This is a genomic window from Janthinobacterium sp. BJB446 (assembly GCF_002735655.1).
Taxonomy (GTDB): domain Bacteria; phylum Pseudomonadota; class Gammaproteobacteria; order Burkholderiales; family Burkholderiaceae_D; genus Janthinobacterium; species Janthinobacterium lividum.
Map to the genome: position 1 here is coordinate 24,160 of NZ_PDZK01000004.1, position 21,394 is coordinate 45,553.

Below are 21,394 nucleotides of genomic sequence, written 5' to 3' on the forward strand. Positions count from 1 at the left end.
AGCTAGCCAATAACGGGGACAGGCAGGGCCGACACTTTCCAGCTGCCTTTGAGCTTGCGCTCCATCAAAGCCGGCAAGGTGCTGGCGTCGGGCGCGCCTTTTTTGGTGAACTTCACCGGCACCAGCAGATAGATGGTGACCTTGTCATCGTCGGCAATGTCTTCTTCCTCGGGCGCCGGATTCCAGCGCTTGTCGATGGCCAGCAGCGCATCGACGCCGTCCGGCCAGGCCAGGTCCACCAGGTGCGGATCGTCGCGCCGCAGCAGCTCGCCCGCGGCCAGGCTGGCCTGATCGAGCGTGCGTCGTCCCAGGCGCGCCAGCAGCGCCACCGGGAAGCGCCATGGGCTGTGTTCCGTGAAGCCGTGCACGGTCAGCGGCCAGCGAGCCGGCAGGCAGATGGCCAGTTCGGTCATCGGCGATTGCTGGAACAGGCCGACCGTAAACAGCAGCTTGAAATCGCTCTTGCCATCGATGCAGCTGATTCCCAGCGAAAAGCGCGCGTCGCCGCTGTCCGGGCTGAACACGGCGGGCAGCACCCAGCCGGCGCTGTTGTGCATGAAGGTGCGGATCGATTCCTGCGGCGAGGCGGCCGCCTGCCGCGGCACGTCGAGTATGCTGACGCCGCCGGCGGCAGCGAGCAATTGGGTGATCGCGGGAAAGCCCCAGCCGGTGGCGATATCGACCGGCGCCTGGTTCCAGCGCGTATGCAGGCGGTTCGGATTGGCGCCCCGCTGCAGCAGCAACGCGACCACGTCCTGATGGCCGCCAACGCAGGCGCTGTCCAGCGGCGACAGGATATTGTCCGGCAGGCCATCGACGGCAGCGCCATGCTCGAGCAGCCAGCGGCAAGTATCGAGATGGCCATGGCTTGCCGCCGCATCCAGCGGCGTATGGTTGCGGTAACCGGGCAAGGGCAGATCGATGTCCATGCCCAACGACACGAGCAGCGCGCAGACGTCGCGGCTGCCGCCGGCCGCGGCCAGATGCAGCAGCGATTCGCCGTCATCCATGTTGTAGCGGCGCAAGGTCAACAGCAGCGGCGTGGCCTGGAGCAGGCTGCGCACCTGCTCCACCTGATTCTCGCCCACGGCGTCGCAAAGGCGAAAAAATGTCTCCCGGTGCTGGTTATACAGTGTGTTATTACCCATTCCTCGTCTCTGCTCGTGCTGGCGGCGCCATCATCGAGCGGAGAATAGCATTTTCTTTCGATTAATCTGCGCGATTTGACAACTCCGGTGTGCGCCGTGCGGCGACGCGCATATTGAGTGTTACAAATCCATGAAACTGACAGGCGCCACGTCGACGCGCATGACCGGATACAGGTTCAGCCGCTCATCCCACGACGCGTGGCGGCGGGCGAAAAACTCCAGGCGCGCGCGCGGACTCTTTGCAAACTCGGGCTCGTCGGCCAGCTTCTGCCGGAACTGCGCCGCCAGCGCCGGGTCGGCCGCCAGCTGCGCGCGCGCCACGTCCTCGGCCACATAGTCCTCCATGTATTCCTTGCGCTCGAACGCCGTGTTGAAGCTGCCCCAGGCCAGCAGCGAGTCGGGCGCGCGCGGCTCGAGCAGCGCCACCACCAGGCGCGCCTTCGGCTGGTTGACGGGCACGTACAGCGCGCCGGCATCGACGAGGCGCTCCTCTTTCTGCCACTCGCCCTGTACCGCCGCCGTCTGGCGTCCCTCGAACGACTGCGCGCCAAACTTGACGGCGGTGGCGCGGAAGACTTCCACATTCTGCCCGGCGAAGATGCTGCGCATTTCCTTGTAGGCGATGCCGTGCTGGCGCAACTTGGCGCCCACCATGGCCGCCTGCGCGCGCGGCACCAGGTAACCGGCCTTCGGTGCGGCCAGCTGCAGGTCAGGCACGATCTCGTCGCGCAGCGGCACGTTCCAGATTTGCGGTGTCTTTTCGTCATAGCGCGTCATCAGGGCGCCCGATACCTCGGACGGCGTGCGCGTGTAGGCATAGCCGCGAAACGCGATCATGCGGCTTTTCTCCGTGGTCTTGTAGCTGAGGGGCAGCGCACTGCCGGCCAGCTGCGTCGCGCGCAGGTCCGCTTCCATGGCGCTCTGCCGCCATGCCGCGCCGTGCTGCGCCATCTGCGACAGCAGGGAAATGATGGTATTGCGCGTGATGCGCACGCGGGTCGGGTAGTCCTTCCACGAGTGGGTTTCCACCAGCACGCCGAAACGGTTACGCAACATGAAATAACCGTGCGAAAAGCGCGGGTTCGGCGTCGAATCGACAAAACCCGACTGCGGATTGTCTTCTTCGGCAAACGACATGTAGAACGGCTTCGGATCGGAACCCTGCTTTGCCAGGTCGGCCAGCACGCCGTCGCGCAGCGCCGTTCCCGCCGCGCGCAAGGCCGCATCGCCCGCATGCACGGGTTCGACCTGGATCGAGATATCAGGTTCGAACTGCGCGCCGTCCGTCACGTGCAGGTCGACATACGCCAGCGGATCCCAGGCATTGACCAGCGCCAGCATGTGCTGCATCTCGGGAGAATCAGCCTTCATGTAGTCGCGGTTCAAATTGAAATTCTGCGCCGTGCTGCGCCAGCCCATTTCCTGCGGTCCCCGCTGGTTCGGGCGGTTCCACGCACCGAAGCGCTCATGGCCATCGACATTAAACACGGGCACGAACAGCATCACCTGCTTGTCCAGCGCGCCGGCGGCGGCCTTGCCTTCCAATACTTCGCGCAGGGCCAGGAAACCCGCATCCTTGCCGTCGATCTCCCCCGCATGGATACCGCCCTGCACCAGCAGCACCGGTATCTTGCGCAGCCTGGCCGCGTCCGGCGTCAGCGCGCCCGTGTTGGAAACGGCCAGCGCCAGCATGGGGCGGTTTTCCGGCGTGCGGCCAAATTCAAAACAGCGCACCTGTTTCGGATGGTGGTCTTCGAAGCGCCGGCACAAGGCTTCCACTTCCTCGTAGCGGCCCGTATTCCTGAAACCCGAGTACTCGGCCTCCGTCTTCAGGGAAAACAGCCGCATATCGCGTGCGGCGTGCGCGTTGACGGCAAACAGGGAAAACACGGCGGCGGACAGCAGGACACGGCGTAGCATCGGACTAGCTCCATCAAGAGGGACAAGCGGGCAATTATAGAGTGGCGGTCAGGTAAAAACGCAGCGGCAAATAAAAAAGCCGGAACAGCGTCAGCTGCTCCGGCCTTGCTCTGGCAAGCGTGAGTTACGAGCCGAAGTGGTAGTTGAACTCGACCCAGCCCTGGCGTCCCTGCGGGCTGAAACTGCCCACCGGGTAATACGGCCAGCCTCCGCTCGTGTCGCGCTTGATCTTGTCGAAGACGTTGTTGACGATCAGCGACAAGGTGGCGCGGTCGTTGATGCGGTACACGGTGCTGATATTGGCCAGCGCCGTCGGCGTCAGATAGGCCGTGCTGGCGGCGTTCGGGATCTTGCCGTAGCGGCTGACCAGCAGGGTGTTCGACCAGTCGCCCGCGCTCCAGTTCACGCTCAGGTTCAGCTTGTCGGGCCAATCCATGTTCGTCAGCGATTTCGTCTCGTCGATCTCTTCGTCGCCGACGAATTGCTGCGACTTCTTGCTCAGCACCTTGGCGTAGTTAGCCTTGAAGGCGAAACGGCCATAGTCCGCCGTGCGCAGCAGGTACTTCAGGCTCACGTCGATGCCGCTGCTGCTCTGCTTTGCCGCATTGATCGGATTGACGGTGATGGTCTTGATCTCGCCGGCGCGGTTCAGGGCATTCGCCGCGAAGCGCTCGACGCGGCCCAGGGTATCGACGCAGGTCGGCGAATTGATATCCGTCTTGCCCAGGCGGCAATCGGCTTCGTCGCGCAAGATCTTGTCGGAACTCAGGTTCGTCACGAGGTCATCGATCTTGATGTTCCAGTAGTCGACGGAGACGTCGAAGTTCGAGCTGGGCGACCAGACGGCGCCGACGCCAAACGACTTGCCTTTTTCCGACTGCAGATCCTTGCTGCCGTTCTGCACATAATCGGCGCCCGGCGACTTGTTGGCAAATTCGCAGCCTTCGATGGCCTGGCCGGCCGCGCCGCAGCGGTAGTAGTCGGTGGTGCTCGAGTAGTAACCGGTGCCGCGCGCCTTGTAGATGTAATTCATGTCCGGCGCGCGGAAGCTGGTGGCGTAGTTGGCGCGGAACAGCAGCTCAGGCGCGGGACGCAGTTCCAGGCCGCCGTTGTAGGTGAACTTGCCCTCATGGCGGCCGGCAAAGCTGTAGCGGTCGTAACGGCCGGCCAGGGTACCGGTCAGCTTTTCATGCAGCGGCAGATTCAATTCCGCCCCCAGCGCATAGCGGGTACGCGTGCCGGCCGTGATATCGGATTTGGTGGCGACGTTGAAGTAGCCGTCATTCAGGCGCGCATCGGGCACATTGCTGAAGCCCTGCTTGCCCACTTCGGCGATGGTGGCGATCTTCGCCACGCCGGCGGGCAGCTGGAACAGGTCGCCATTCGTGGACAGGCTCAGGGTATTCGTCCAGGCCTTGTCGTCGCTGTCGGAATTGCCCGTGATGGTGTCGAATTCGGCCGCCGTCACGCGGCGCGACAGGCGGGCAGGATCCGGTGCGTAGATCGGCACGCCGGCAGCGTCGGTGCCCAGTTTCGGTCCCAGGAAGAAGCTGTCGATATTGGCCAGCGCGCGCGGCGTGTGGCTTTCGCTCTTGTACACCGAGGCATTGTAGTTCGCTTCATACTGCCAGGATGACGTGCCGGGAATGCGGCCCTTGGCGCCCAGCGAGATGGCCGTGGCCAGGTCGTCCCACTTGCGGTTGTAGCGCTCCACGCCGCCCATTTCCTCGGGCGATATATAACGCGTCCACGCTTCGTAGCGATTCGTGTTCTGGTTGCGGAAATAGCTGCTGCCCGTCGACGACGACGTCCACGTCGGGCCGCGCGTGTTGTTCTCGGTCGAGTTCTTGCCGATCAGGATGTCGGCGAACAGGGTCGTTTCCGGCGACAGCTCATAGTTGGCGCTGCCGAACACGTTCTGGCTGCGGTTCTTGGTTTGCGTGGTCCAGTAAGTGGGGCCGACTTTCGGGCTGGCGCAATAGCTGCCGTTCTTCGCCTGGTACTTGACGACGCTGCCGCCGAACAGGTCGCCGAACTGGTTGCAGGTATCGCCCAGGTCCACGTAGCTGCCGGAGGTGCCTGCCTGCACCACGCGGCGCGAGGCGATATTCGTCGGCGTGCCCGAACGGGTGGCCATGAAGTCGCGCTGCAGGCTCGACAGCGGATCGCGCTGGCTCAGCTCCAAGCTGAACAAGGTATGCAACTTGTCGAAATTGCCGCCGCCCGTCAGTTGCACGCGCTGGTTGCCGGCGCCGCCACGCGTGGTGCCGCCCGCCTTGACATTGATGTCGAAACCTTCCGTCTGCTTTTTCAGGATGACGTTGACCACGCCGGCGATCGCGTCGGAACCATAGATGGCCGAAGCGCCGCCGTTGAGGATCTCGATGCGGTCGACAATGCTCGACGGGATATTCGCCAGGTTGGTGAAGTTGACCGTGCCTTCGTAGGCGACGGGGAAGTCGGCCAGGCGGCGGCCGTTCAGCAGGATCAAGGTGTGGTTCGGGCCCAGGCCGCGCAAGCTGATGGTATTGGCCGACGGCGTGAACGTATTGCCGAAGTCTTCGCCTTGCGTAAAGCCGCTGTTCTGTACCTGGTTGGTCAGCGCATCGAAGACGTTCTTGTACCCTTGCTTGGTGATTTCATCCCCCGTCAGGATGGTGACGGAAGACGGGCCTTCCAGGCTGGCGCGGGGAATCCGCGAACCGGTGACCACGACGGCTGGCGGGGTGGCCGCCGGCTGCTGATCCGCTGCGGGCGCTTGCGTTTGCGCGTGCACCTGCCATGCGGAACCGCCCAGGATAGCCAGTACGGCTACGGTGAGCGGTGGTAACTTGAATTGTATAGGCATCTTTGCGCTTCTCAAGGTTAGGGAGAAGGCGAAAGATATCAAAATGCCAGTAATTACAGAACGAATGGATTCATCTTTCTATATATCAAAATTGTTATATAGAAAGATTTATGAGCAGGAAAACGCCACGTGCCTTGTCTGGCACATGGCAGGAACGTGCGCCTTAACGGCGAATGATGGCAATTTCCTTGTAGGCCGGGCGCAGCAGGCGCGTGGCCGTGTCGGCCGGACTCTCGATTGAACCCAGCAGTCTGAGCGCGCCCGCGGCCGGCGTGCAGCTGCCACTGCTGCGGTAGCGCAGCGCCGCCGCCAGCATGCCTTCGGCCGCGTCGCCCAACTGGTGCTGGTAATCGTCCGCCACGTCGCAGGTCGGCGCCATGCCATCGGCAAAGTCGCCAAAGCCCTTGGCATTGACGCCCTGGAACTGCACGGCAAAATACGTGGTGCCGCAATTCGGCGCGGGAAAGAAACCGTAGGGCTTGCCGCACGTCGTGCCGCCGATCAGGTTGACCTGCACGTCCACGCCGCGCAAGCCGTTGATGATCGCTTCGCTGGCCGAACAGGTATTGCCGGTTGTCAGCAAGGTCACGCGCTTGAGACCTAGGGAGGGCAACGGCGTTCCCTTGGCGAGGGGATTCGGGCCGCCAAAGCCCTGGCTTTGCGCATGGAATGGCACGGGCGCTTCCGGCCGGGTCTTGTCATTGAAGAGCACCTGCTCGAAGGTCTTGCCGGTAGTAACTTGCGGGCCAGCAATCATGTAAGCGAGTTCACTGGCGACATCCAGATAACCGCCGCCGTTGTAACGCACGTCGAGCACCAGGTCGCTGATGCCGGCCGCCTGGAAGCGGGTCATGGTCTCGATCAGCTGGCGTTCGGCCACATTGTTATGCGTATTGAAGGTCAGGTAGCCCACCTTGCCCGTGGGCGTGTCGATGATGCGCTCGTTCTGCACGGCGCTGGTGCTGACCTCCACCGCCTGCAGGCTCACGGAGATGGGCGCCCCGTTGCGGCTGAACGCCAGCGTATGCGTGCCTTGCGCTGCAGGGAAGAGGCCCGCGTTGAGGATATCTACGCTGGCCGTGTCGGGGGCATTGACGAAATCGACGCCATCGACGGTTTGCAGCACGTCACCGCGCCGCAAGCCCGCCAGTGCCGCCGGCGAGCCTGGCTCGACAATGGTGACCACCGCCTTGCGCGGCGGCGTGGTGCGCGTCAGCGCCAGCAACATGCCATAGCCCAGTTCCACGCCATTGAGCGAGGCTTCCCATTCCGCCGTCGTATACGTGAAATGGAACTGGTCCTTCGGCTTGCCGGACGCCGTCGTGGCCGTCGTTTTCAGCACATCGAAATACGCCTTGGCCGTGGTGAAGCTTTGCGGCAGGTAGGTGGTCGGCACTTCGCGGTACCACAGATACGTTTCATCGATCCAGCTGCGCACCCACGTCTGTTCATTGAGCAAGGTGCCCGGCTTGTCGATGCTGCTGCCGCTGCGCGGCGCCTCGCAGCGGTTCGCCACCGTGGATGAAGCGACCAGCGCCGTCGGCCCCGTCGGCCCGGTTGGAGTCAAGGGCGGGACGACGGGCGCGCCGTCGCTGCCGCCTCCGCCTCCGCCGCAGGCACTCAACACGAATACGAAGGACACAGCGAGGGAACGACGGCGCAGGGAATGCATGACAAACTTTCCGAAAAGAAATTATCTAAAAATTATAATGCGTTTTCCCGGCAGGCGTTGTTTTCTTTAACACAAAAAAATGGCGCCCGCAGGCGCCATTGCTACAGCGTGGAGTTCACCCCATCACGCCACGGTGGCCGCCACGGGCGCAGCCACGACGGGCGGCAGCGGCGTCGGCGCATTGAAGGCGATCAGCAAACTGGCTTCCTTCTCTTTCGCCGCCTTCAAATGACGCTCCTTCACATGGCCATAGCCGCGGATGTCTTCCGGAATGCTGGCAATCGCCACTGCTTGCGCCAGCTTGGCCATCGTCAGTTTCGGCAGCAAGCCGCCTACCGTCGCGCGGTACTCAAGAATCAGCGCGCGCTCCATCTTGCGCTCGGCCGTATGGCCGAACACGTCGAAGGCCGTGCCGCGCAAGCCCTTGAACTTGGCCAGCACGCCAAACGCCTTCATCATCCACGGGCCGAATTCCTTCTTCACCAGATGGCCCTGGGCGTCCGTCTTGGCCATGATCGGCGGCGCCAGGTGGAACTTGAGCTTGATGTCGCCTTCGAACATGGCGGCGATCTTCGCCTGGAAGGCGCCGTCCGTGTACAGCCGCGCCACTTCATACTCGTCCTTGTAGGCCATCAGCTTGTAGAAGTAGCGGGCCACGGCTTCCGTCAGGCGCAGCTGCGGGCCATTCAGGGCGCTTTCGGCGGCGCGCACCTGGCCGACGAAGTCCAGGTACTGCTGCGCATACGCGCGGTCCTGATAGGCCGTCAGCAGGGCCACCCGTTTTTCGATGATGTCGTCGAGCGTGTCGATGCGCTTGAATTCCACCACCTTGGCTGGCGTTGTCATGCGTACCAGGCTGGCCGCATCGTGGGCGCCGGCGCGGCCCCAGTTGAAGGCGGCCTTGTTGAACGCCACCGAGACGTTGTTCAAGTCGATGGCCTTCATGATGGACGCTTCGCTCAATGGCACTTTGCCCTTTTGCCAGGCGTAGCCCAGCATGAACATATTCGTCGCAATCGAGTCGCCCATCAATGCCGTGGCGATCTGGCCCGCGTCGATGAAGTCCACGTGGTCGTTGCCGCACGCTTTTTCGATTTCCATGCGCGCGGAAGCGCCGGGGAATTGCCAGTCCGGGTTCTTCACGAAGGCAGCCGTCGACGAACTGGTCGAGTTGATCATGGCCCAGCTGCGTCCTTCACCCATGCGCGACAGGGCGTCGCGGCTGGCCGTGACGATCAGGTCGCAGCCGATGACGAGATCGGCCGCACCGGTGCCGACGCGCGTCGAGTGGATATCTTCCTGGCGGTCCGCCAGGCGCACGTGCGACATGACAGGGCCGCCCTTTTGCGCCAGGCCGCTCATGTCCAGCACGGAACAGCCCTTGCCTTCCACGTGGGCCGCCATGGCCAGGATCTGGCCGACGGTGACGACACCCGTGCCGCCAATGCCGGTGACCAGAATGCCGAACGGCTCGGCCGTCGATGGAGTCGTCGGCGTCGGCAAGGCCGGTACGGCTGGCGCATCCTTGTCGGCGGCAGCCGCTTTTTTCGGCTTTTTCAGGCCGCCGCCTTCCACCGTCACGAAGCTGGGGCAGAAGCCCGTCGTGCACGAGAAATCCTTGTTGCAGGACGACTGGTTGATCTGGCGCTTGCGCCCCAGTTCCGTTTCCAGCGGCTCCACCGACAGGCAATTCGACTGCACGGAACAGTCGCCGCAGCCTTCGCAGACGGCTTCGTTGATGACGGCGCGCTTGGCCGGGTCCGGATATTCATTGCGTTTGCGGCGGCGGCGTTTTTCCGAGGCGCAGGTCTGGTCGTAGATCATGGCCGACACGCCGGGCATGTCGCGCAGTTCGCGCTGCACGTCCATCAGTTCCGAACGGTGGCGCACGGTGACGCCTTCGGCCCAGGCGTAATCGTCCGGGTATTTTTCCGGTTCGTCCGTGACGACGATGATCGGGCCCACGCCTTCGGCGGCGATCTGGCGCGAAATGATGGCCGGAGACAGGGGGCCGTCGAATTCCTGGCCGCCCGTCATGGCCACCGCATCGTTGAACAGGATTTTATAGGTGATGTTCACCTTGGCCGAGACGGCCGCGCGGATGGCCAGGATGCCCGAGTGGAAATACGTGCCGTCGCCGAGGTTGGTAAACACGTGTTTTTCATTCGTGAACGGCGCCTGCCCCACCCACGTGACGCCTTCGGCGCCCATGTGGGTAAATGTCGACGTTTCGCGGTCCATCCACAGCACCATGTAATGGCAGCCGATGCCGGCCAGCGCGCGCGAGCCTTCCGGCACCTTGGTCGAGCTGTTGTGCGGGCAGCCGGAGCAGAAGAACGGCGTGCGGTCCTTTTGCGGATCCGGTTTCACGCTGATCGCCTTGAGGACGTTTTCCTTCGCTTCCAGGTAGGCGATGCGCTCCTTCACGCGCTGCTCCACCGGGTGGCCCGCGTAATAGCGCGAAATGCGGCTGGCAATCGCGCGCGCGATCATGGCCGGGTTCAGCTCATACGTGGCCGGCAGCAGCCAGTCGCCGTGACCCGTGCCCTTCTGGTTGCTCCATTCGCCCGTGTCGTCGAACTTGCCGACCACGCGCGGACGCTCGCCGTCTTTGAGGTTGTAGAGTTCTTCCTTCAGCGCGTATTCGAGGATCTGGCGCTTTTCTTCCACCACGAGGATTTCATCGAGGCCCTTGGCGAATTCGTGCACGCCGTCCGCTTCCAGCGGCCACGTCATGCCGATCTTGTACAGGCGGATGCCGATGTCGGACGCCGTCTGTTCGTCGATGCCCAGGTCGGCCAGCGCCTGGCGCGTGTCGAGGTAGGATTTGCCGGCCGTGATGATGCCGATGCGCGCCTTCGGGCTGTCCCAGATGATTTTATTGAGCTTGTTGGCACGCGCATACGCCAGCGCCGCATACCATTTGTAGCTGTTCATGCGTACTTCTTGTTCCAGCACCGTGTCGGGCCAGCGGATGTTCAGGCCACCGGCCGGCATCTCGAAGTCGGTCGGCAGGGTGATCTGCACGCGGTCCGGGTCGAAGTCGACGGCGGCGCCCGACTCGATGATGTCGGTCACGCATTTCATCGACACCCACAGGCCCGTGTAGCGGCTCATGGCCCAGGCGTGCAAGCCGTAGTCGATGTATTCCTGCACCGACGACGGATACAGCACGGGGATGCCGCAGGCGTTCAGGATATGGTCGGACTGGTGCGCCGTGGACGAGGACTTGGCCGCATGGTCGTCGCCGGCCAGCACCAGCACGCCGCCATGCTTGGCGGAACCGGCGTTATTCGCGTGCTTGAACACGTCGCCGCAGCGGTCGACGCCGGGACCCTTGCCGTACCACATGCCGAACACGCCATCGTATTTCGCGTCTTCGAACAGATTCGTTTGCTGCGTGCCCCAGACGGCCGTGGCGGCCAGGTCTTCATTCAGGCCCGGGTGGAATTTGACGTGGTGCTCATCGAGGTATTTCTTGGCCTTGATCGCCGTCATGTCGACGGACGTCACAGGCGAACCGCGGTAACCGGTGATGTAGCCGGCCGTATTCAGGCCAGCCTTCAGGTCGCGCTCGCGCTGCAGCATGGGCAGGCGGATCAGCGCTTGCGTGCCCGTCATGAAGGCGCGGCCACGCTCCAAGGTGTATTTGTCGTTCAGGGAAATTTCAGACGCGTGCGCGCCCGGCTCAAGACTCGAGCCCTTGATTGGTGCATTCATTACTTGTCTCCATTATTCTCTGTGCTACGCGTGCAAAGTCGGTTGAACTCACACGTACCGGCCGCGCTTTGTGAGCATGCCGGTGCGGAAAAATGACTTGTTTGTCGTAGACTACCACAGGAATGCGCGCAGTTCTTTGCTGCGCTGCACTCCCGGGCCGGTACTCTTTTTACTACTATTTGTTACAAAGCAACATTACGCCGCGTTCGTATCTTTCAGCACGCCGCGCTTGATCTGGTCCAGCTCGATCGATTCGAACAGGGCGCGGAAATTGCCTTCGCCGAAGCCCTGGTCGCCCTTGCGCTGGATGATCTCGAAGAAGATCGGGCCGATCACCGTCTGCGTGAAGATTTGCAGCAGCAGTTCGCGTTCGTTTTCCGTGCTGTGGCCATCGATCAGGATGCGCAGGCGGCGCAGTTCTTCCAGCTGCTCGCCGTGGTTCGGCAGGCGGCGGTTGACCAGCTCATAGTAAGTTTCAATCGTGTCCTGGAAATCGATACCCGTATCGCGCATGCCTTGCACGGAGCCGTAGATATCATCGGTGCCCAGCGCGATATGCTGGATGCCTTCGCCATGGTACTGGTCCAGGTATTCGGCGATCTGCGACTTGTCGTCCGACGATTCGTTGATCGGGATGCGGATCTTGCCGCATGGCGAAGTCATGGCTTTCGACTTCAGGCCCGTATGTTTGCCTTCGATATCGAAGTAGCGCACTTCGCGGAAGTTGAACAGGTTTTCATAGAAACCGGCCCATTCCTTCATGCGGCCACGGTGCACATTGTGCGTCAGGTGGTCGATATAGGTCAGGCCATGGCCGACCGGGTTGGCGACGGCGCCGGGAATGGCGACGAAGTCGACGTCATAGATGCTGATGTCGCCGATGCCGCCTGGTGCGGCCGCGTCCGGCTTGTCGGCGCCCTTGCCGCGCCAGCGGTCGACGAAGTACAGCAGCGAATCGCCCACGCCCTTGATGGCGGGGATATTCAGCTCCATCGGACCTGTTTTGTTATCGAAACCCCAGGCGCCCAGTTCCAGCGCGCGGCGGTACACGAAGGCCGCGTCGTCGACGCGGATGGCGATGGCGCACACGGACGGGCCGTGATGGCGGGCAAAACGCTGCGCGAACGAATCTTGTTCGGCATTGATGATGAAATTGATGTCACCCTGACGGTACAGGGTCACATCCTTGTGGCGGTGGCGCGCGATGGCCGTGAAGCCCATGTTCTCGAACAGCTTGCCCAATGCTTTTGGGTCTGGTGCTGCATACTCGACGAACTCGAAACCATCGGTACCCATCGGGTTATCCCAAGGCTGAAATTGCATGATGTCTCCTCCAAGAAGTAGCGCACAGTATAGGCGCGGTCTGTGGGCATTAAATGCCAAAGATCTCCCGAACAATCATGATTTGCGCAATAATATTGCGTGAAACAAGAACCACCGGAGGAAGCATGAGCAAAATTACGCTGGATAAAACGGATCGCAAGATCCTCGCCGTCCTGCAGGCCGATGGCCGCCTGTCGAATCAGGACGTGGCCGAGCAGGTCAGCCTGTCGCCGTCGCCATGCTTGCGCCGCGTCAAACGGCTGGAAGAAGCGGGCGTGATCCGCCAGTACGTGGCCCTGCTGGACCCGGAAAAGATCGGCCTGGGGCTATTGGCCTACGTGAACGTGCGGCTGGAAAAGCACAGCGACGCCACCGCGCACAGCACGGCGCGCGTGCTGGCGCCCAACCTGGTGACGAACACGTCGCCGCGCGCCGACTTCGCCGTGGCCGTGGCGCAATGGCCGGAAGTGGTGGCCTGCTATGCGATGACGGGTGAGATGGATTATTTGTTGCGCGTGCACGTGGAAGACATGGAGCACTTTTCGCGCTTCATGATGGCGACGCTGTTGCGCCACCCGGCCGTGCTGGATGTGAAATCAAGCTTTGCCTTGCAGCGCATCAAGGATACGACGGCCCTGCCCTTATTGTGATGGCGGCTCGGGCTTCTTCTTACGCCCCGGCAAGCGATCCCACAGTTTGAACGCGGCGCGCGCGTTGGCCTTGAACGTGTAGTCGAACATGGCGAACTGTTCCTGCACGGCTTCCTGCAGCATGCTCGACGGGTTCGGCGGCAATAGTTTCAGGTATGCATCGGCTTCGCCATAGTCGCGCTGGATTTCCATGCCCGCCTTCTTGGCGATATGCATCATCGTCTTGTTGGACGACAAACAATGCATGTACAGGGTATCGACATCGTTGTTGCGACAGTGGATCGCCGCCCGCTCGAACAGCTTTGAACCGACCCCCATGCCGCGCATGGATTTCGACACGGACACGCCAAACTCGGCCACCTGCTCCTTGTCCGTCACGACACTTTTCGCCGGCGACTTGTCCTTCGGCGCGAACGCCAGATGCCCCACCCCCACCAGTTTGAACAGGCTGTTGTAGACGCCGTAGATCATGTCGCGCGAGAAATCCATCTTCTGCACGTACTGGGCCACCAATTCATCGGGCAAGGCGCTGCCGAAGCGCAGCAGCCGGTCGCTTTTCTCGAGCGACAGGAAATGCTTCATCATGCGGCGCCGATCGCGCTCATGCAACTGCTTGACGAGCACGGTCGGACGCCCACCACCGCTACGGCTGAGCCAGCGGCGAAACGGGTTCTGGAACAATTTGGGCAGGGTCATGGCAGTTCCCGGCTGCTGATCACGTTCGTGACGGCCTCGACCCGCGCAGCATGGATGACGGCCGGAATGCGCTTCGGTTCCTGTGCGCACGCTTGCGCCAGCGCACCCGCATCCACGCCGCGCACGGCCGCCAGCATGGCTTGCAGCCAGGCGGACTGTGGAAACACGGGATCCCGTGCATGCACATCGCAGGCGATGGCGTCCAGCATCTGCACGAAACGCTGCGGCTTGCGCAGTCCGTCACAGCGCTCGCACAAGCTCACCAGTTCCTCGGCACTCAACGCCAGCGCGCCAGCGACCGCCGCCTGCTCGCGCGCCGCCATCACCGCCAGCTCGCGGCAGTCGTTGGGCACGCGCAGGCGCTCGCTCAGCGCGTTGATCTGCGCCAACGGCACAGCCAGCATCAGTACGGCGAAGCGCACGGGCAAGTCATGACCTTGCGCGGCAGCATGGTCGATCACGTGCAGCAAGCGTTCGCTCAGCGCGATTTCCCCCATGATGCGCGCCAGGGCACCGCACTCGTGCAGCACCGTCAGCATGCGCGAAGGATGGCTTTCCATCAGCCCCTTGGCCACTTCCTGCCACACGCGCTCGGCCACGAGGGCGTCGACTTCGCCATCGGCCACCATGCGGCGCATCAGCTCCATGGTGGCGGGTGCGACAGTGAAAGTATGAAAACGGGCGGCAAAGCGGGCCAGGCGCAAGATGCGCACGGGGTCTTCGCCAAACGCGTCGGAGACGTGGCGGAAGATTTTGTTGCGAATATCCTCGATGCCGCCGAACGGGTCGGTCAAGGTCCCGTCCCCGGCTTGCGCGATGGCGTTGATGGTGAGATCACGCCGTACCAGGTCGTCTTCCAGCGTGACGTCGGGCGCCGTGTGGAAGACGAAGCCCCGGTAGCCGGGCGCCGTCTTGCGTTCCGTGCGGGCCAGGGCGTATTCTTCCTGCGTCTTCGGGTGCAGGAAGACGGGGAAATCCTTGCCGACGGGGCGGAAGCCCTGGCGCAGCATGTCTTCCGGCGTGGCGCCCACGACGACGTGATCGTGGTCTTTCACGGGCAAGCCCAGCAGTTGGTCGCGCACCGCGCCACCGACCGTGTATATCTTCATAACACTCTTTTCTTAATCAGGCAGTTCCGCGTCGTGCTTGGCAGCGACTTCCGTTTCCGCCAGCGCTTCCGTGATCCAGCGGGCCACCGCCGGGTGCGCCTGCACGCGCTCGCAATACGCGTTCAAGGCCGGCGCCAGGCTCACGCCGTACGTGCGGAAACGCATGACGACGGGCGCGAAATACGCGTCGGCGATGGAAAAGTCGCCAAACAGGAACTGGTGGTGGCCAAAACGGGACAGACACTCTTCCCAGATTTCGCTGATGCGGCCAATGTCGGCCTGCGCGGCGGCCGTGCGGCCACGACCCGGCAACTTCGCCTTGATATTCATCGACATATCCGTGCGCAAGCCGGCGAAACCGGAATGCATTTCCGCACAGACACAACGCGCCATGGCGCGCGCGGCCACGTCTTGCGGCCACATGTGTTTATCGGGAAACTGCTCGGCCAGGTATTCGCAGATGGCCAGGCTGTCCCAGATCGTGATCTCGCCGGCCAGCAGCACGGGGACCCGGCCGCAGGCGGAATACTCGGCAATTTTGGTGGCCGTGTCGCTCTGGTCGAGCAGCACGCGCACTTCCTGGAACGGGATGCCGAAGGCCGTCATGGCCACCCACGGGCGCATCGACCACGATGAGTAATTCTTGTTGCCGATGATGAGGGTCAGGCCCGGTTCGCGCGCGGCGGCCAGGGTTTGCGTCAGGCTGGGATCAAGGATGGTCGTTTGCATGGTCGGCGAACTTTAGTTGGATGATGGCAAATCGGCAGAAACAGCGCTGTTTTTCGGCCCGACGGTACCCAGGCGAGCTTTCAGCGACTGCGGGCTCTTCTCGAACAGGGCCGCATAATAGGTGGCGTTGGCCATCACGTTTTTCACGTAGCCGCGCGTTTCCGTGTACGGAATGATCTCGGCAAAGACAGCGCCTTCCAGCGGACGCGTCATGGTGGCGCGCCAGATGCGCAAGCGCCCCGGCCCCGCGTTGTAGGCGGCGCTGGCCAGCACTTGCGAACCGTCGAGACCGCCAAGCACCATGTTCAGGTAATTCGTGCCCAGCAAGACGTTGGTGCGCACGTCGCTCAAGGTTTCCGTAACGAAATCGGTAAGGCCGATCTTCTTGGCGACATAACGGGCCGTCGACGGCATCACCTGCATCAGGCCGGATGCACCCACGTGCGACTGCGCATCCATGATGAAGCGCGATTCCTGGCGGATCAGGCCATACACCCAGGCTTTATCCAGCCCCAGGGTTTGCGTGGCCGGATGCATGACGTCGTCATGCGGCGTCGGATAGCGCTGCGTATAGTCCACTTCCAGGCGCGTGCGGTCCGAGGTGTTGACCATGCGGTCGAGCACATTGTTCTGGCGCGCAAATTCCGCGGCCGCCAGATGCTGGCGGTCCGTCATCGAACGCAATTCCCAGTTCCACTCGCGCGTGCCTTCGAAGCGCAAGCGCATATTGAAGAATTTCAAGGCGCGCTGCAAGCCCGGATTGGCAGCCATGGCGGCGATTTCCGCCGGCGAAATCGGCTGGCCCGGCGGCGGCAAGACCAGGTGGTTGCCCAGCTCTTCATTGGCCAGCAAGCCATAGAAATTCGATTGCTCGGAAATCGTGCGGTACAGGGCGTCGGCCTGCGGGTTCGGGCGACCCGGCGTTTCCGCCTGCTGCGCACGCGCCAGCCAGTAGACCCAGGTGGGGTCGGCGCGCAGCGAAGCCGGCATGGCCTGGATGGCAGCCTTCACGAGTGGCCAGTTGCCCTCGCGCAAGGCGATACGCGCCTTCCACTGCATCTGCTCCTGGGTCAAGGGCGCGCCATTGGTTTTTTGCCAATATTCAAATGCTTCCGGCGCCAGCGAATACGACGCTTGCAAGGCCAGGCTGGCCCAGCCGATGGCCTGTTCCTGCGGCGTCAGCTGCGCGCTGGCCTTTTGCAGGGCCACGACGCCCAGTTTCAAGGTGCTTTTCGCCATGCGGCCGACGGCCACCAGGTACATCTCATGGTCGGCGCGGCTGGCGCCCGGTCCCTTGGCCAGCACCAGCGCCGGCAAGTCGATGGCTTGCGCCATCTTCGCGTCGGACGCGCCCAGCAGCAGCGCGATGCGGCGCGCCGGGCCCGTGGCATTGGTCTGGCCCGCCAGGCGGATCTGCGCCCACAGGTCATTCGTGTCAAACTGGCCATTTTGCGCCAATGCCGCGATCAGGCTGCCGCACGCTTCGCCATAGCCAGGCGGCGAGACGAGCAGGTTGCGCGCCTCGGACGCCACGTTCTGGCCCTTGGCCGCGCGCGACATCAGCGCGTAGCACTTGAGCTGGGTGTCGTCGTCGAGGGCGAATTGCGGATATTGCTCATCGAATACGACCCAGTCGCGCTTGCGGCCCAGCTCCAGCAGCCAGTCGTTGCGGAAACGGTCGGCGATGGCGCTGCCCTTGTAGCGGTTCAGGTAATCGCGAAATTGCGCCTCGGTCAGCAGCTTGATGCGCGGTTTCAGCCGATAATAGTCAACATACGATGGAATCTGGTAATTCGTCAGGCGCCCCGCATAAAAGTCGGCTTTTTCGACGTCATCCTTGCGCGCGGCGTCGCGCAGCAGCAGGAAGGCATCGTCCTCGCTGCGCGTGTCGGGGGCGGCTGGGGCTACGGTGGCCGATACCTGGGCCAGGGCTGCCAGGGGAGACAAGGCCGATGCAACACACAGCATCGTGCCGGCAATCCATTTCAGTGGGGAAATCAATGTACGACTCTCAATCTTAACTTGATGGTGATATGAATAGCGACCCTAGAATAACATGCGATCCGGCTGCACGGCCACCCATTGCGCCACAGGACAAAGCCGGCTTGCGCAAGGCCCTGCTGGCGGCCCGGCGCGCCCTGCCCGACGCCACGCGAGTAACGTGGGATGCGGCCATCGCGCAGCGCCTGCTGGACTGGTGCGCGCAGGAAAACGTCGAGGAATTGGGCGTGTACTGGCCCCTGCATGGCGAGCCGGACTTGCACGGCGCCTATGCGCAGCTGGCCGCGCGCGGCGTGCAATTAAGCTTGCCGGTCGTGCTGGAAAAACATGCACCGCTGGCATTCAGCGACTGGACGCCGGGCGAAGCCATGGTCAAGGATGGCATGGGCGTGGCCGTGCCGGCCCGATTACGCCTGCGCCCGGCACCCGCCACCCTGCTGGTGCCCTGCCTGGGGTTTAATGGGGAACGCTACCGGCTCGGTTATGGCGGCGGCTATTACGACCGCACCCTGGCGCAGGTCCCCCGTCCGCGCACCCTCGGTATCGCCTATGCCTGCCTGGCGGCAAGCTTTCCCAACGGCGAATACGACATCGCCCTCGATCACATCGTGACCGAGGGCGATCTGTTCTGATAACAGCAGAACGATTTACTTCACCAGGCGCTGCCACAGTGCGGTCGTGGGCGCCGCCTGGTTCATGCTGTAGAAATGCAAGCCTGGCGCGCCGCCTTCCAGCAAACGCTCGCACAAGCCCGTCACCACGTCCAGGCCGAAAGCCTTGATGGATGCGCTGTCGTCGCCGAAGCTGGCCAGTTTCAGACGCACCCAGCGTGGAATTTCCGCGCCGCACATGTCCGAAAAGCGCATCAACTGCGTGTAATTCGTGATCGGCATGATGCCGGCCACGATAGGCACGTTGATGCCCATCTTCTGCGTCTGCTCGACAAACTGGAAATACGCGTCGGCATTGTAGAAGTACTGGGTGATGGCCGCATCGGCGCCGGCCTGCACCTTGCGCGCAAACGCGTTCAGGTCGTCCTGCGGCGAACGGGCTTGCGGGTGCACCTCCGGATAGGCGGCCACTTCGATATGGAAATGGTCGCCCGTCTCGGCGCGGATGAATTCCACCAGCTCGTTGGCATAGCGGAACTCGCCCGAGGCGCCATAGCCGCTCGGCAAGTCACCGCGCAAGGCCACGATACGGTTCACGCCCGCCGCCTTGAAGTCGGCCAGCACGGCGCGGATCGATTCGCGCGAACCGCCGACGCAAGACAGATGGGGCGCGGCCTGTTCGCCGGCCGCCAGAATCTCGCGCACGGTGTCCAGCGTACCCTGCTGCGTGGTACCGCCGGCGCCAAAGGTCACCGAGAAATACTTCGGATGCAATTCAGACAACTTGACACGCGTGGCGCGCAGCTTTTCCGCCCCTTCCGGGGTTTTCGGCGGGAAAAACTCAATACTGAAATTATGCTTTTCCATCGTCGTTACTCAAAAGTAAGGTCGACAAGGCCCAGGAAATGATGCTGTACAGAATGGCACCACCCACGGCAGACCAGAAACTGGCGACATGGAAACCATCGATCACCTGCGCCACCAGCCAGAACAGGAAGCCGTTGATGATCAAAATGAACAGGCCCAGCGACAGGAACGTCACGGGCAGGGTCAGCAAGATCAGCAAAGGACGGATCAGCGCATTGACCAGCCCCAGCACGGCAGCGGCCAGCAGCGCGGTCCAACCGCTGCTCATCGTCACCGAGTGCATCAGGTAAGGGACGGCAAACAGGGCTGCCGCATTGATAAACCAAATCAGTAGCAAGCGCATTTCTCTAGCCTGTCAAAAATGATAATCGACCGGCGACGGCCGGACTGTTCAGATTACACAAGTGAGCCTTGTTGCCTCGCGAACCGTAGCGAGCGGATGCGCGGCGTGGCCGAGAAGCGCAACTGTGCTGTAGCACAGTGAGCATCGCCGGCCGCGCCCCGCGCCGCGCAGTAGGTTCCCGAGGCAAGCAACCGATTAATAACGGTAGTGCTCGGGCTTGTATGGACCTTCCGTGCGCACGCCGATGTAGTCGGCTTGCTCTTGCGTCAGTTCCGTCAGCTGCGCATTCAACTTTTTGAGTTGCAAACGAGCGACTTTTTCGTCCAGGTGTTTTGGCAGGGTGTACACGCCGACCGGGTAATTGGCCGTGTTCGCGTACAGTTCGATCTGGGCGATCGTCTGGTTGGCGAACGACGAGCTCATCACGTACGACGGGTGACCCGTGCCGCAGCCGAGGTTGACCAGGCGGCCTTCGGCCAGCAGGATGATGCGGCGGCCCGACGGGAAGATGATGTGGTCGACTTGCGGCTTGATGTTTTCCCACTCGTATTGCTTCAGCGAAGCAACGTCGATTTCATTGTCGAAGTGGCCAATGTTGCAGACGATGGCCTGGTCTTTCATGCGCGTCAGGTGATCGTGCGTGAGGATATGGTAGTTGCCGGTGCAAGTCACGAAGATGTCGCCGTGTTCGCACGCGTAATCCATGGTCACGACGCGGTAGCCTTCCATCGCCGCCTGCAGTGCGCAGATCGGATCGACTTCCGTTACCCATACCTGGGCCGACAGGGCGCGCATGGCCTGGGCCGAACCCTTGCCGACGTCACCGTAACCGGCGATGACGGCCACTTTACCGGCGATCATCACGTCGGTGGCGCGCTTGATGCCATCGACCAGCGATTCGCGGCAGCCATACAGGTTGTCGAATTTCGATTTCGTGACGGAATCGTTCACGTTGATCGCAGGGAAAGCCAGCTTGCCTTCCTTGTGCATCTGGTACAAACGGTGCACGCCGGTGGTGGTTTCTTCCGTCACGCCGAGGATTTCCGGCAGACGCTTCGAGTACCAGGTCGCATCGGCCAGCAAGTGTTTCTTGATCGAGTTGAACAGGCAGATTTCTTCTTCCGAACCGGGATTCGCCAGCACCGACAGGTCGGTTTCCGCGCGCACGCCCAGGTGCAGCAGCAGGGTTGCGTCGCCGCCATCGTCGAGGATCATGTTCGAGTAGACAGCCTTGCCGTCCACGTTCGGCCATTCGAAGATGCGGTGCGTGTATTCCCAGTAGTCATCCAGCGACTCGCCCTTGACGGCGAACACAGGCGTGCCGGCGGCAGCGATGGCGGCGGCGGCATGATCTTGCGTCGAATAAATGTTGCACGATGCCCAACGCACTTGCGCGCCCAGTGCTTCCAGGGTCTGGATCAGCACGGCGGTCTGGATGGTCATGTGGATGGAACCGGTGATGCGCGCGCCTTTCAGAGGCTGCGCTGCCGCGAATTCTTCGCGGATGGCCATCAGGCCAGGCATTTCCGTTTCAGCAATCTTGATTTCTTTGTCGCCCCATGCGGCCAAGGTGATATCGGCGATGGTGTAGTCGTGTTGCGATTTGAGTACGGCGTTCATCACGCCCTCCTTTCAGTTGTTGAAAAAGGTACGTGAGCGCAGTTGCAGGATATTCCGAGCCTGGCGAATTTCTTCGTCGCAACGCTCCTCGGACACGGGATTTTATCATTGTCAAGGCCGCCGCGCCAGCCTGTTTG

General features: G+C 62.4%; 15 protein-coding genes and 1 riboswitch. Of the genes, 2 read left to right on the forward strand and 13 right to left on the reverse strand.

Annotation, left to right across the window (positions count from 1 at the left end; translation table 11 throughout):
* Positions 1–2 precede the first annotated feature (2 nt).
* The 6 genes from CSQ92_RS22175 to hppD form a co-directional block, all read right to left on the reverse strand.
* Complete coding sequence (locus tag CSQ92_RS22175; protein ID WP_099395421.1) at positions 3–1,148, reverse strand: ankyrin repeat domain-containing protein; 1,146 nt, start codon at positions 1,146–1,148, stop codon at positions 3–5.
* Between the two features lie 120 nt (positions 1,149–1,268).
* A complete protein-coding gene (locus CSQ92_RS22180; protein ID WP_099395422.1) occupies positions 1,269–3,068 on the reverse strand; it encodes a M14 family metallopeptidase in 1,800 nt (599 codons plus the stop codon).
* A 124-nt stretch (positions 3,069–3,192) separates the two neighbouring features.
* Positions 3,193–5,916, reverse strand: coding sequence for a TonB-dependent receptor plug domain-containing protein (locus tag CSQ92_RS22185; RefSeq protein WP_070280045.1), 2,724 nt, complete (start codon positions 5,914–5,916; stop codon positions 3,193–3,195).
* A 163-nt stretch (positions 5,917–6,079) separates the two neighbouring features.
* Positions 6,080–7,588, reverse strand: coding sequence for a S41 family peptidase (locus tag CSQ92_RS22190; protein WP_099395423.1), 1,509 nt, complete (start codon positions 7,586–7,588; stop codon positions 6,080–6,082).
* 123 nt (positions 7,589–7,711) lie between these two features.
* A complete protein-coding gene (locus tag CSQ92_RS22195; RefSeq protein ID WP_099395424.1) occupies positions 7,712–11,308 on the reverse strand; it encodes an indolepyruvate ferredoxin oxidoreductase family protein in 3,597 nt (1,198 codons plus the stop codon).
* A gap of 195 nt (positions 11,309–11,503) precedes the next feature.
* Positions 11,504–12,631, reverse strand: coding sequence for a 4-hydroxyphenylpyruvate dioxygenase (gene hppD / locus CSQ92_RS22200; protein ID WP_034783523.1), 1,128 nt, complete (start codon positions 12,629–12,631; stop codon positions 11,504–11,506).
* Between the two features lie 125 nt (positions 12,632–12,756).
* Here hppD and CSQ92_RS22205 point away from each other — a divergent pair, with 125 nt between their 5' ends.
* The gene (locus CSQ92_RS22205; RefSeq protein ID WP_034753092.1) at positions 12,757–13,281 is read left to right on the forward strand and encodes an Lrp/AsnC family transcriptional regulator; all 525 of its coding nucleotides are present in this window, start codon (positions 12,757–12,759) and stop codon (positions 13,279–13,281) included.
* Here the strand turns inward: CSQ92_RS22205 and CSQ92_RS22210 are convergent.
* From CSQ92_RS22210 to CSQ92_RS22225, 4 genes are read right to left on the reverse strand one after another with little or no spacing between them, the layout of a single operon-like run.
* Positions 13,273–13,977, reverse strand: a complete 705-nt coding sequence (locus CSQ92_RS22210; RefSeq protein ID WP_099395425.1) for a GNAT family N-acetyltransferase — start codon at positions 13,975–13,977, stop codon at positions 13,273–13,275. The two genes, CSQ92_RS22205 and CSQ92_RS22210, sit on opposite strands and share 9 nt — an antisense overlap.
* Positions 13,974–15,086 (reverse strand): multifunctional CCA tRNA nucleotidyl transferase/2'3'-cyclic phosphodiesterase/2'nucleotidase/phosphatase, encoded by a 1,113-nt coding sequence (locus tag CSQ92_RS22215; RefSeq protein WP_099395426.1) that lies wholly within the window; start codon positions 15,084–15,086, stop codon positions 13,974–13,976. The genes CSQ92_RS22210 and CSQ92_RS22215 overlap by 4 nt, the downstream gene beginning before the upstream one ends.
* A gap of 12 nt (positions 15,087–15,098) precedes the next feature.
* Positions 15,099–15,815, reverse strand: a complete 717-nt coding sequence (locus tag CSQ92_RS22220) for a glutathione S-transferase family protein (protein WP_034783529.1) — start codon at positions 15,813–15,815, stop codon at positions 15,099–15,101.
* Positions 15,816–15,827: 12 nt separating this feature from the next.
* A complete protein-coding gene (locus CSQ92_RS22225) occupies positions 15,828–17,783 on the reverse strand; it encodes a lytic transglycosylase domain-containing protein (RefSeq protein WP_257219319.1) in 1,956 nt (651 codons plus the stop codon).
* A gap of 137 nt (positions 17,784–17,920) precedes the next feature.
* Between CSQ92_RS22225 and CSQ92_RS22230 the strand changes: the two genes are divergently transcribed.
* Positions 17,921–18,448, forward strand: a complete 528-nt coding sequence (locus tag CSQ92_RS22230; RefSeq protein ID WP_070280040.1) for a 5-formyltetrahydrofolate cyclo-ligase — start codon at positions 17,921–17,923, stop codon at positions 18,446–18,448.
* Positions 18,449–18,463: 15 nt separating this feature from the next.
* Here the strand turns inward: CSQ92_RS22230 and metF are convergent, their stop codons facing one another.
* The 3 genes from metF to ahcY form a co-directional block, all read right to left on the reverse strand.
* A complete protein-coding gene (gene metF, locus CSQ92_RS22235) occupies positions 18,464–19,294 on the reverse strand; it encodes a methylenetetrahydrofolate reductase [NAD(P)H] (RefSeq protein WP_034783533.1) in 831 nt (276 codons plus the stop codon).
* A complete protein-coding gene (locus CSQ92_RS22240; protein WP_034783534.1) occupies positions 19,281–19,637 on the reverse strand; it encodes a phage holin family protein in 357 nt (118 codons plus the stop codon). Before CSQ92_RS22240 ends, metF begins: the two co-directional genes overlap by 14 nt.
* 195 nt (positions 19,638–19,832) lie before the next feature.
* Positions 19,833–21,257, reverse strand: coding sequence for an adenosylhomocysteinase (ahcY, locus tag CSQ92_RS22245; RefSeq protein ID WP_099395427.1), 1,425 nt, complete (start codon positions 21,255–21,257; stop codon positions 19,833–19,835).
* 27 nt (positions 21,258–21,284) lie between these two features.
* Positions 21,285–21,353, reverse strand: a riboswitch (S-adenosyl-L-homocysteine riboswitch).
* Positions 21,354–21,394 lie beyond the last annotated feature (41 nt).